The sequence below is a fragment of the Ensifer sp. 2TAB8 genome (assembly GCF_052115125.1).
GTDB lineage: Bacteria > Pseudomonadota > Alphaproteobacteria > Rhizobiales > Rhizobiaceae > Ensifer.
Genome location: NZ_JBFRGB010000009.1, coordinates 1 through 12,236, shown reverse-complemented (window position 1 = coordinate 12,236; position 12,236 = coordinate 1). Strand labels below are relative to the sequence as shown.

Annotated in this window: 11 protein-coding genes and 1 pseudogene; all 12 read left to right on the top strand. The window is 60.5% G+C overall.

What is annotated here, in order from left to right; translation table 11 throughout:
• Positions 1-63: 63 nt before the first annotated feature.
• Positions 64-555, top strand: a complete 492-nt coding sequence (gene nuoI / locus AB4Z53_RS16305; protein ID WP_025426590.1) for an NADH-quinone oxidoreductase subunit NuoI — start codon at positions 64-66, stop codon at positions 553-555.
• Between the two features lie 137 nt (positions 556-692).
• Positions 693-1,307 (top strand): NADH-quinone oxidoreductase subunit J, encoded by a 615-nt coding sequence (locus AB4Z53_RS16300; RefSeq protein WP_113536951.1) that lies wholly within the window; start codon positions 693-695, stop codon positions 1,305-1,307.
• Between the two features lie 27 nt (positions 1,308-1,334).
• The gene (nuoK, locus tag AB4Z53_RS16295; RefSeq protein ID WP_034803568.1) at positions 1,335-1,643 is read left to right on the top strand and encodes an NADH-quinone oxidoreductase subunit NuoK; all 309 of its coding nucleotides are present in this window, start codon (positions 1,335-1,337) and stop codon (positions 1,641-1,643) included.
• A 7-nt stretch (positions 1,644-1,650) separates the two neighbouring features.
• Positions 1,651-3,645, top strand: a complete 1,995-nt coding sequence (gene nuoL, locus AB4Z53_RS16290) for an NADH-quinone oxidoreductase subunit L (protein ID WP_441596641.1) — start codon at positions 1,651-1,653, stop codon at positions 3,643-3,645.
• The gene (locus AB4Z53_RS16285) at positions 3,645-5,156 is read left to right on the top strand and encodes an NADH-quinone oxidoreductase subunit M (RefSeq protein WP_441596640.1); all 1,512 of its coding nucleotides are present in this window, start codon (positions 3,645-3,647) and stop codon (positions 5,154-5,156) included. Before nuoL ends, AB4Z53_RS16285 begins: the two co-directional genes overlap by 1 nt.
• Before the next feature lie 19 nt (positions 5,157-5,175).
• Positions 5,176-6,618, top strand: coding sequence for an NADH-quinone oxidoreductase subunit NuoN (gene nuoN / locus AB4Z53_RS16280; protein WP_113536954.1), 1,443 nt, complete (start codon positions 5,176-5,178; stop codon positions 6,616-6,618).
• On the top strand, positions 6,615-7,382 hold the full coding sequence (locus AB4Z53_RS16275; RefSeq protein WP_441596639.1) for a biotin--[acetyl-CoA-carboxylase] ligase: 768 nt from the start codon (positions 6,615-6,617) through the stop codon (positions 7,380-7,382). The genes nuoN and AB4Z53_RS16275 overlap by 4 nt, the downstream gene beginning before the upstream one ends.
• 26 nt (positions 7,383-7,408) lie before the next feature.
• Complete coding sequence (locus tag AB4Z53_RS16270) at positions 7,409-9,076, top strand: ribonuclease J (RefSeq protein ID WP_441596638.1); 1,668 nt, start codon at positions 7,409-7,411, stop codon at positions 9,074-9,076.
• Between the two features lie 60 nt (positions 9,077-9,136).
• Positions 9,137-9,541, top strand: a complete 405-nt coding sequence (gene mce / locus AB4Z53_RS16265) for a methylmalonyl-CoA epimerase (RefSeq protein ID WP_441596637.1) — start codon at positions 9,137-9,139, stop codon at positions 9,539-9,541.
• A gap of 127 nt (positions 9,542-9,668) precedes the next feature.
• Entirely contained in the window at positions 9,669-9,938 is a 270-nt protein-coding gene (locus AB4Z53_RS16260) for a DUF1467 family protein (protein WP_057252306.1), read from the top strand.
• 751 nt (positions 9,939-10,689) lie between these two features.
• Positions 10,690-12,018 carry a proline--tRNA ligase gene (proS, locus tag AB4Z53_RS16255; RefSeq protein WP_113536958.1) on the top strand — a complete coding sequence of 443 codons (1,329 nt, stop codon included), beginning with the start codon at positions 10,690-10,692 and terminating at the stop codon, positions 12,016-12,018.
• A 19-nt stretch (positions 12,019-12,037) separates the two neighbouring features.
• Positions 12,038-12,236: pseudogene (locus tag AB4Z53_RS16250) on the top strand (lipoprotein-releasing system transmembrane subunit LolC); the annotation flags it as partial.

Sequence of the window (12,236 nt, the reverse complement as noted above, 5' to 3'; positions counted from 1 at the left end):
GATGGCTCACGTTTGGCGGCATACCGCCGGTCGCTCCCAGGCCGGCAACTCTGGAGGTAAATGATGGCCGGTCTTTCGCAAGCCGTCAGCTCGCTGTTCCTGAAGGAATTCGTCGGCGCGTTCTTTTTGTCGATGCGCTACTTCTTCAAGCCGAAGGCGACGTTGAACTACCCCTTCGAAAAGGGGCCGGTCAGCCCGCGCTTCCGTGGCGAGCATGCGCTTCGCCGCTATCCGAACGGTGAAGAGCGCTGCATCGCCTGCAAGCTGTGCGAGGCGATCTGTCCTGCACAGGCCATCACCATCGAAGCCGGCCCGCGCCGCAACGACGGCACCCGCCGTACGGTGCGCTACGATATCGACATGGTGAAGTGCATCTATTGCGGTTTCTGCCAGGAAGCCTGTCCGGTTGATGCCATCGTCGAGGGCCCGAACTTCGAGTTCGCCACCGAGACGCGCGAAGAGCTTTACTACGACAAGGACAAGCTCCTCGCCAACGGCGACCGTTGGGAACGGGAAATCGCACGCAACATCGCAATGGACTCGCCCTATCGCTGAGGACAAAGCGTAGCGCCGCCCCGGGGAGGGCGGTGCATGTGACATAGGTTGGGCAACGGCCGGACGCGTGTCCGGCTTTGCCTGTGGAGTGGAGCCAGAAGTGCTTCACGCCGTGCAAGACGAAGAAGGCACCGATCATGGGTCTGCAGGTTCTTTTTTTCTATCTCTTTGCCTTCATCGCGGTGGCGTCGGCATTTATGGTCATTGCGGCCAGGAACCCGGTTTATTCGGTTCTGTTCCTGATCCTGACCTTCTTCAACTCGGCGGGCCTGTTCCTGCTGACCGGCGCAGAATTCCTCGCGATGATCCTGTTGGTCGTCTACGTCGGCGCGGTCGCGGTACTCTTCCTCTTCGTGGTCATGATGCTCGACATCGACTTCGCAGAACTGCGCGCGGGCGTGCTCGAATATGCGCCGATCGGTGCGCTGATCGGCCTTATCCTCGCAGCCGAACTCATCATCGTGGTTGGCGGCGCGACGTTCTCGCCTGAAATCGCCAAGTCGATTTCGATGCCGATCCCGGCGGTGGCGGACCGCACGAACACGGCCGCCCTCGGTGACGTGCTCTATACCCACTATGTCTACTTCTTCCAGATCGCCGGCCTCGTGCTGCTCGTCGCCATGATCGGCGCGATCGTGCTGACGCTGCGCCACCGCGAAAACATCAAGCGCCAGAACATCCCGCAGCAGGTTGCCCGCTCGCCCGAAACCGCCGTCGAGGTGGTCACGGTCAAGCCGGGCCAGGGCATCTAAGTCGGACGCGAGATCGAGGAACAAAAAATGGAAATCGGAATTTCCCACTATCTCACCGTCAGCGCCATCCTGTTCACGCTGGGCGTCTTCGGCATCTTCCTGAACCGGAAGAACGTCATCGTCATCCTGATGTCGGTCGAACTCATTCTTCTCGCGGTCAATATCAACATGGTCGCCTTCTCGGCGTTCCTGAATGATATCACGGGCCAGGTCTTCGCCCTGTTCATCCTGACCGTCGCGGCTGCGGAAGCGGCCATCGGACTTGCAATTCTCGTCGTCTTCTACCGCAACCGCGGCTCGATCGCTGTTGAAGACGTCAACATGATGAAGGGCTGATTGGGCTATGGATACCATCATCAAGGCTATCGTCTTCCTGCCTTTGATCGGCTTTCTGATCGCCGGCCTCTTCGGTACTTCGATCGGCGCCAAGGCATCGGAATATGTCACCAGCGGTCTGATGATCATCGCCGCTGCGCTCTCCTGGTACGTCTTCTTCGACGTCGCCTTGGGCCACCAGGAAATGATCAAGGTTTCGGTGCTGCGCTGGATCCAGTCCGGCAGCTTCGATGTCGAATGGGCATTCCGTGTCGATACGTTGACGTCTGTCATGTTCGTCGTCGTCAACACGGTGTCGACGCTCGTGCATGTCTATTCGATCGGCTACATGCACCACGATCCGCATCGTCCGCGCTTCTTTGCCTATCTGTCGCTGTTCACCTTCGCGATGCTCATGCTCATCACGTCGGACAACCTGGTGCAGATGTTCTTCGGCTGGGAAGGCGTGGGTCTGGCGTCCTACCTGCTCATCGGCTTCTGGTACAAGAAGCCGTCGGCGAACGCTGCTGCGATGAAGGCCTTCATCGTCAACCGCGTCGGCGACTTCGGTTTCTCGCTCGGCATCTTCCTCGTCTTCGTGCTGTTCGGCTCGGTCAACTTCGAGACGATCTTCGCTGCCGCCCAGACCTACCTGCCGGCCGAAGGCGCTGCAGCAGGGGAGGCGGTTGTCACCCTGTTCGGCATGCACCTCGACAAGGCTGACGCCATCACGGCTGCCTGCTTGCTGCTCTTCATGGGCGCGATGGGCAAGTCGGCGCAGTTCCTGCTGCACACGTGGCTTCCGGACGCGATGGAAGGACCGACCCCCGTTTCGGCCCTGATCCATGCCGCAACCATGGTCACCGCGGGCGTCTTCCTCGTCGCCCGCATGTCGCCGCTCTTTGAACTGTCGCCGGATGCGCTGACCGTCGTCACGACCATCGGCGCGATCACCGCGTTCTTCGCGGCGACCGTCGGTCTCGTCCAGAACGACATCAAGCGCGTCATCGCCTATTCGACCTGCTCGCAGCTCGGCTACATGTTCGTGGCGCTCGGCGTCGGCGCCTATGGCGCGGCCATCTTCCACCTGTTTACGCACGCCTTCTTCAAGGCGCTCCTGTTCTTGGGTGCCGGCTCGGTCATCCACGCCGTCGATGGCGAACAGGACATGCGCTACATGGGCGGCCTGCGGAAGCATATCCCGGTCACCTACTGGATGATGTTCATCGGCACGATCGCCCTGACCGGTGTCGGTATTCCCGGTACGTCGCTTGGTACCGCTGGCTTCTTCTCGAAGGACGCGATCATCGAATCGACCTTCGCGTCGCACAGTGCCGTTTCCGGCTTCGCCTTCGCGCTGCTGGTCATTGCCGCTCTCTTCACCAGCTTCTACTCCTGGCGTCTGACCTTCCTGACTTTCCACGGCAAGCCGCGCGCTTCCTCGGACGTCATGCATCACGTCCACGAGTCGCCGCAGGTCATGCTGGTTCCGCTCTATATCCTGGGCGTTGGTGCACTTGCCGCTGGCTATTTCTTCCACGACCACTTCTTCGGCGAAGGTTATGCCGAATTCTGGAAGGGCGCGCTGTTCACGTCGGCAGAGAACGAAATCCTCCATGAATACCACCACGTACCGCTGTGGGTGAAGTGGAGCCCGTTCTGCGCCATGGCGCTCGGCCTCTTCACTGCCTGGTACATGTATATCCGCCGGCCGGAACTGCCGAAGTATCTGGCGGAGCAGCATCGTGGCCTCTACCAGTTCCTGCTCAACAAGTGGTACTTCGACGAGCTCTATGACTTCCTGTTCGTACGTTCGGCCAAGTGGCTCGGCACCTTCCTATGGAAGGAAGGCGACGGTCGCGTCATCGATGGCTACGGCCCGAACGGCATTGCCGCACGCGTGATGAACGTCACTGACCGCGTTGTCCGCCTGCAGACTGGTTACCTCTATCACTACGCGTTCGCGATGCTGATCGGCATTGCCGCGCTTGTTACTTGGATGATGTTCAGGAGTTCCTTCTGATGACCGATTGGCCCGTACTTTCCGCGGTCACCTTCATGCCGCTCGTCGGCGTCCTGCTTCTCTTGCTCGTAAGGGAAGACAGCGCCTACGGACGCCGGAACATCCTGAACGTTTCGCTGCTGACGACGATCTTCACCTTCGCGGTGTCGGTCTACATCTGGTACCAGTTCGATGCCTCGAACCCCGGTTTCCAGATGACCGAAAAGCATGAGTGGCTCGGCACCGGCATTTCCTACCACCTGGGTGTCGACGGCATCTCGGTGCTGTTCGTCGTGCTCTCGGCATTCCTCATGCCGTTCTGCGTGCTCGCAAGCTGGCTGTCGATCGAGAAGCGCCTGAAGGCCTACATGATCGCGTTCCTCGTCTTGGAAACGTTCATGATCGGCGTCTTCGTGTCGCTCGATATCGTGCTCTTCTACGTGTTCTTCGAGGCCGGCCTGATCCCGATGTTCATCATCATCGGTGTCTGGGGTGGCAAGGACCGCGTCTACGCCAGCTACAAGTTCTTCCTCTATACGCTGCTCGGCTCGGTGCTGATGCTGCTTGCGATCATGGCGATGTACTGGCAAGCCGGTACGACCGATATCCCGCAGCTGCTCGCCTATAGCTTCCCGCGTCAGATGCAGACGTGGCTGTGGCTTGCCTTCTTCGCCTCCTTCGCCGTGAAGATGCCGATGTGGCCGGTCCACACCTGGCTCCCGGACGCGCACGTTCAGGCGCCGACCGCGGGCTCGGTCATCCTGGCCGGCATCCTTCTGAAGCTCGGCGGCTACGGCTTCCTGCGCTTCTCGCTGCCGATGTTCCCGCTGGCATCCGATTACTTCGCGCCGTTCGTCTTCACGCTTTCGGTCGTCGCCATCATCTACACCTCGCTGGTCGCGATGATGCAGACCGACATCAAGAAGCTGATCGCCTATTCGTCGGTTGCTCACATGGGCTACGTGACGATGGGTATCTTTGCCGCCAACACCCAGGGCGTGCAGGGTGCGATCTTCCAGATGCTGTCGCACGGTATCGTCTCGGGCGCGCTCTTCCTCTGCGTCGGCGTCGTCTATGACCGTCTGCACACCCGCGAGATCGCGGCCTATGGCGGTCTGGTCAACAACATGCCGAAATACGCCGTCGCCTTCATGGTCTTCACCATGGCGAACGTCGGCCTTCCGGGCACCTCCGGCTTCGTCGGCGAAGTCCTGACCCTCGTCGGTGCGTTCCGCGCCAACACCTGGGTTGCGCTCTTCGCCACCTCGGGCGTCATCCTGTCGGCAGCCTATGCGCTCTGGCTCTACCGCCGGGTGATCTTCGGTGCACTGGAGAAGGAAAGCCTGAAGGCGCTGCTCGATCTGTCGTCGCGCGAAAAGGCCATCCTTTATCCGCTGGTGATCCTGACGATCTTCTTCGGCGTCTATCCGGCACCGATCTTCGATGCGACCGCGGCTTCCGTGGATCTGCTCGTCAACAACTACTCCGCAGCCCTGCAGGCAGCGCAAAACGTTGCGCTTTCGGTGCAATGACCACAGGACGTGATTGGACATGACTGCTGAAACCCTCCTTGCAAGCCTGCAACTCTCGATCCCCGAGTTGATCCTCGCGGTCGGCGCGATGGCATTGCTGATGATCGGCGTGTTCGCCGGCGAAAAGTCGGCTTCGACCGTCACCGGCCTTGCGGTTGCGCTTCTGATCATCGCAGGCCTCTGGCTCGTGCTTAAAACCGGTGAAGGCTCGGCCTATGGCGGCGCCTTCCTCTCCGACCCCTTCGCCAAGTTCATGAAGGTGTTGGCATTGATCGGCTCGATCACCGCCCTGGTGATGACGGTCGGCCACGCGCGATCCGCCCAGATCGACCGTTTCGAGTTCCCGGTGCTTCTGGTGCTGGCAACGCTCGGCATGCTGCTGATGATCTCGGCCAACGACCTGATCTCGCTCTACCTGTCGCTGGAATTGCAGTCGCTGGCCCTTTACGTCGTCGCCGCCATCAACCGCGACAGCGTGCGTTCGACTGAAGCCGGCCTCAAGTACTTCGTGCTCGGTGCGCTTTCCTCGGGCATGCTGCTCTATGGCATGTCGCTGATCTACGGTTTCACGGGCCACACCGGCTTTACCCAGATCGCTGCTGCGCTGACGGCGGAAGGCCGCTCGCTCGGCCTGATCTTCGGTCTCGTCTTCGTGCTTGCCGGTCTCGCCTTCAAGATTTCGGCCGTGCCGTTCCACATGTGGACGCCTGACGTTTACGAAGGTGCGCCGACGCCGGTCACCGCCTTCTTCGCGGCGGCACCGAAGGTCGCGGCCATGGCGATCCTGGTGCGTATCGTCATCAATGCGTTCGAGCCCGTCGTTGCCGACTGGCAGCAGATCATCGTCTTCATCTCGATTGCATCGATGCTGCTCGGCTCCTTCGCAGCGATCGGCCAGCGCAACATCAAGCGCCTGATGGCCTATTCCTCGATCGGCCACATGGGTTACGCGCTGGTCGGCCTTGCTGCCGGCTCGATGGCAGGCGTTCGCGGCGTTCTACTCTACATGCTCATCTACATGGTCATGACGCTCGGCACCTTTGCCTGCATCCTCGCGATGCGGCGCAAGGAAGGCGAAAACGTCGAGAACGTCGACGATCTTGCTGGCCTGTCGCAGACGAACCCCTTCATGGCGTGCGTGCTGACCGTTCTTATGTTCTCGCTCGCCGGCATCCCGCCGATGGCTGGCTTCTTCGGGAAGTACTTCGTCTTCATGGCGGCGATCGAAGCCCAGCTCTATGCGCTCGCCATCATCGGCGTTCTCGCATCCGTCGTTGGCGCCTACTACTATCTGCGCGTCATCAAGGTGATGTGGTTCGATGAAGCCAAGGGCGAGTTTGCCCGTACGGCCGGTGAACTGAAGCTGGTCTTCGGTCTCTCGGGTCTGTTCGTCCTCGGATACGTCCTGATCGGCGGCCCGCTTGGAAGCGCTGCCGAGGTTGCGGCGCGGACGTTCTTTTGATCGGCCTTGAAAGCGGCGGCCGGATATCGCCCGACGATTTCCGGCACGTCGCTCTCGATGCGGTCGGCTCGACAAACAGCGAATGCCTGGCGCGCGCGCGCCAGGGTGACCCAGGTAATCTCTGGGTCACGGCCGCCACGCAGACAGGCGGTCGCGGCCGCCGGGGCCGTGCCTGGGTCTCGGAACCCGGCAACCTCTATGCATCGCTTCTCCTGATCGATCCGGCGCCGATCGAGCATCTGCATTCCTTGCCGCTCGCCGTTGCCGTCGCCGTGCACCGGGCAATCCGCGAGGTAATGCCGCCGGGTGCGGCTCCGGTGGAGATCAAGTGGCCAAACGACATCTTGATCGATGGCAAGAAGACCTGCGGCATTCTGCTCGAAGGTGAAGCGCTGGCCGATGGACGGCAGGCTTTGGTCATTGGCTGTGGCATCAACATCGCCGTCCAGCCGCACGAGGCCCTCTATCCCGTCACCTCGTTGAGAAGGGAGGGCGCCTCGGTTTCGCCGGACGAACTTTTCGCGCGGCTGTTCGTGACAATGGCGGAGACGTTGTCATTGTGGGAGCGCGGCGCAGGCATTGCAAAGACTATCGAGCAATGGCGGGCGGCGGCCCGCGGCATCGGTGAAACGATTACAGTGAACCTGCCGGACCGGTCGCTTTCGGGCCGCTTTGCCGGTATTGATGAGACCGGGCGGTTGATGCTCGATACCGGGTCAGGCACGATGCAGGCGATTGCCGCCGGCGACGTATTTTTCGGATAATTCTTAGAACAAGGGCGCATTACAATATGGCGCAGGACGAAGAACTGGTGTTCTTGCCGCTTGGCGGCGTCGGTGAAATCGGCATGAACCTCGGCCTTTACGGCTACGGAAAACCCGGTAACCGCCAGTGGATCATGGTCGATTGCGGCGTGACGTTTCCGGGACCGGAACTTCCGGGGGTGGATCTGGTGCTGGCCGATATCAGCTTCCTGGCGGAGGAGCGGCGCAATCTAAAGGGCATCATCATCACCCATGCCCATGAGGATCACTATGGCGGTCTGAACGATCTCTGGCCGGGTCTCAACGTTCCGGTCTATGCTTCGCCGTTCACAGCGGGCATGCTGGAGGCCAAGCGCGATTTTGAAAAGAGCCGCGGCGAGATCCCGGTGACGATCTTCAAGCAGGGCGACCGCATCAATGTCGGGCCCTTTGAGATCGAGGCGGTCGGTGTCAACCATTCGATCCCCGAGCCGATGTCGCTGATCATCCGCACGCCGGTCGGCACCGTCGTCCACACCGGCGACTGGAAGATCGACCTTCATCCGTCGCTCGGTCCGTTGACGGACGAAACGCGCTTCCGCCAGATCGGTGACGAAGGCGTTTTGGCGCTTGTCTGCGATTCCACCAATGCGATGCGCGACGGCGTTTCGCCGTCGGAACAGGAAGTGTCGGAAAGCCTGGCGAAAATCATCGGCAATGCGGAAGGCCGGGTTGCGATCACGACCTTCTCATCAAATGTCGGGCGCATCCGCTCGATCGCTGAGGCCGCTGAGGAGGCGGGGCGCGACGTCCTGCTGCTTGGCAGTTCGATGCGACGCGTCGTCGCCGTCGCTCGGGACCTCGGACTGATGGAAGGCATCAAGCCGTTCCTGGCTGAAGACGAGTTCGGCTACGTGCCGCGCGACAAGGTTGTCGTCATCCTGACCGGCAGTCAGGGCGAGCCGCGGGCCGCCCTTGCCAAGATCGCACGCGACGAGATGCGCAACGTCGCATTCTCCGCCGGCGATACGGTCGTTTTCTCCTCACGCACGATCCCGGGCAACGAGAAGGCGATCAACGACATCAAGAATGGCCTGGTTGAGCAGGGCATCCACATTGTCACCGACAGTGAAGCACTGGTGCATGTGTCCGGTCACCCCCGCCGCACCGAACTGCAGCAGATGTATCAGTGGCTGCGCCCGCAGATCCTCGTTCCGGTTCACGGCGAAGCCGCCCATCTGACGGCCCATGCCGAGCTCGGCCAGCAATCGGGCATCGCCAGCGTCCCGCGCCTGCGCAACGGTGAAATGTTGCGCCTCGCACCGGGCCCGGCCGAGGTCATTGACGAAGCGCCGCACGGCCGCATCTACAAGGACGGCAACCTCATCGGCGATTTCGAGGAGATGGGCATCGGCGAGCGCCGCAAGCTCTCTTTCGCAGGGCACGTCGCCGTCAACGTCGTTCTCGACAGCCGTTACGATTTCCTCGGCGACCCGGATATCGTGGCGATCGGTCTGCCGGAGTTCGACGACGAGGGCGAGGACATGGAAGATACGCTCTATGACGCGATCCTCGGTGCGGTGGAAAGCATTCCGCGGGCAAAGCGCAAGGATCTCGCCATGCTGCAGGAAGCGGTGCGCCGTGCTGTTCGCAGCACAGCCAACCAGACCTGGGGCAAGAAGCCGATCGTAACGGTGTTCGTCACCAAAGTCTGATTGGCGGTCGTCTCGTGGCGATGTATGCGGGACCGGTTGAGGAATAGCGGGAGGATCGCAATGCTCGGAAGAGTGAACCATATCGCCATCGCCGTGCCGGATCTTGCTTCCGCCACCGAAAGCTATCGCTCGACGCTGGGGGCGTCCGTGACCGAGCCGCAAGCGTTGCCGGAACACGGTGTAACAGTCGTGTTCGTCACGCTGGCCAACACCAAGGTTGAGCTATTGGAGCCGCTCGGCGAGAACTCGCCGATCGCCGCCTTCATGGCGAAGAACCCTTCGGGCGGCATGCACCACATCTGCTACGAAGTGGAAAACATCCTCGTCGCCCGCAACGCGCTGCGGGCGGCCGGAGCTCGCGTTCTTGGAGACGGCGAGCCGAAGATCGGTGCGCATGGCAAGCCGGTGCTTTTCCTGCACCCCAAGGATTTCCAGGGTACGCTGATCGAACTCGAAGAGGTGTGACAGTTGACCGCGCGATGGCTGTTTGTCTGATCGGGCAGGCGGCGTTATAAGGCGGACAGAATGTCGCGGAAGTCGCAACGAAATGGCCTTCGGTCGTTGCGTCGATTGCCTTCACCGGGAGCCGGATATGCCACTGTTTTCAACTTTTGCCATTTACTTCATCATCTGGTGGATCACGCTGTTTGCCGTCCTTCCGCTGGGAGTACGCACGCAGGCTGAGGAGAATAGCGTCGTCCCGGGAAGCGTTGAAAGCGCGCCAGCCAAGTTCAATGCCAAACGGGTCGTGCTTCTGACCACGGCCATCGCAGCTGTCATTCAGCTCGCCTGGTACATCGTCTCCGTCAAGCTGGGCTACGGCATCGACTCCATCCCGCGGTTTTACCCGAAGTTCTACTAAGAATTTCACCGGAGCGGACAGGCTGACCGGGCCGCAAAGCGGGCTGCAGAAATCTGAGGATATCGAGGCGGATTTTCGGCGTCGCGATGACCGCCGGGCATTGCCGCGGGCGGAACCAGGGCAATGGCAGGGTTGACCGCCGCCAAATTGACATAGTTCAATTTTCGCTACTGCTTCGTGCTTGAGACGGTGTGAGAAAAGCAAAAAAAAACAAGGCTAAAAGCCTTGTTTTTCAAGTTTCGCGTGATCTTTCATCCGTTGCCGGCGGCAGCGACTAAGCGCGCCTAAGATCTTATCCTCCCAAGACTTGACCGCGAAAGTCGGCAAGAATTTAGTCTTCATGCCTGTTTTGTGAGCCGAAATTAGCCCAAACATTAAGCGATGTCATCCTGTTTTTTTGCATTTTTGCTACACTCGGGTAAAATATTCCCGTTGACAATACCTGTCGTAATCTTGTTACTAGCGTGCTCTTTTGACGCAGACTTTGCTCGTCTTACCCCCTCAAAAACAGTGGCTCCGATCTTTCCGGTAATGGCCTGAGAGTAGGGTTTTCTTCCGCCTGCGAAGCAGCTATGAACGCAAGGCTCGTAAAGCTTCACGCTGGCATTGCCGGCGATGGATAATGGAGAGCTCGACCCCGCGAAGCAACGGTCGCCCTTGCCAGTCCACCGGCGAAGAAGGCACCTGAGCTCAACGTCATTTCGCCCGAATCCGCCGATAGTGCGACGTTCATCAAGTTCTGGAACCCGTCATGCGCCTGTCCCGCTTTTTCATGCCCATCCTGAAGGAAAATCCGAAGGAAGCGGAAATCGTTTCCCACCGCCTCATGCTCCGCACGGGCATGATCCGGCAGCAGTCCTCGGGCATCTATACCTGGCTGCCACTGGGCAAGCGGGTCCTCGACAAGGTCAATGCGATCATCCGCGAGGAGCAGAACCGCTCGGGCGCAGTCGAACTGTTGATGCCGACGCTGCAGTCCGCGGAGCTCTGGCAGGAAAGCGGCCGCTACGACGCCTACGGCAAGGAGATGCTGCGCATCAAGGATCGTCAGGATCGGCCGATGCTTTACGGCCCGACCAACGAGGAGATGATCACGGACGTCTTCCGGTCCTACGTGAAGTCCTATCGTGACCTGCCGCTCAACCTGTACCACATCCAGCTGAAGTTCCGCGATGAGATCCGTCCGCGCTTCGGCACCATGCGCTCGCGCGAATTCCTGATGAAGGACGCCTATTCCTTCGATCTCGACCGGGAAGGGGCTGAGCACGCCTACAACCGCATGTTCGCCGCCTATCTGCGTACCTTCGCGCGCATGGGTCTCCGCGCTATTCCGATGCGTGCCGACACCGGCCCGATCGGCGGCAATCTGAGCCACGAATTCATCATCCTCGCCGACACCGGCGAATCCGAAGTGTTCTGCCACAAGGACTTCCTCGGCTTCGACATTCCCGGCGAAGAAACCAATTTCGATGACGTCGCCGGTCTCAAGGCGATCTTCGACAAGTGGACCTCGCGTTACGCTGCGACATCGGAAATGCACGACGAGGCAGCCTTCAATGCGGTTGCCGAGGGCGACCGTCTGTCGGCGCGCGGGATCGAGGTTGGCCACATCTTCTACTTCGGCACCAAGTATTCCGAAGCCATGGGCGCCAAGGTGCTCGGCCCCGACGGCAAGGAGCATGCCGTGCACATGGGTTCCTACGGCATCGGCCCGACCCGCCTCGTGCCTGCGATCATCGAAGCCTCGCATGACGACAACGGCATCATCTGGCCGAAGTCGATCTCGCCGTTCGATGGCGTCATCATCAACATGAAGGCCGGCGATGTCGCTTGCGACGGCGCCTGCGAGACGCTCTACTCCGAACTCGGCAAGGCTGGATTCGATGCGTTGCTCGACGACACGGACGACCGCGCCGGTGCGAAATTCGCGACGGCGGACCTGATTGGGGTTCCGGTTCAGATCATCGTCGGTCCGCGTTCGATCGCCAACGGCGAGATCGAGGTCAAGGATCGCAAGACCGGCGAGCGCGAAACGATGACCGTCGAAGCTGCGATCAACAAGCTGACCGCAAAGAAGTGATGAGGCGAGGGAAGGCAGGATGACCGCCGTGGTGCAAGATCAGGTGCAGGCCGCAGCGCGGCCTGAAAAGTCCTCCAGCCGTCCCTTTTCCGCCTTTGAGCGCATGGTCGCCTGGCGCTACCTGCGCTCCAGGCGCAAGGAAGCCTTCATCTCGGTGATCGCAGGCTTCTCCTTCATCGGCATCATGCTCGGCGTCGCGACGCTGATCATCGTCATGG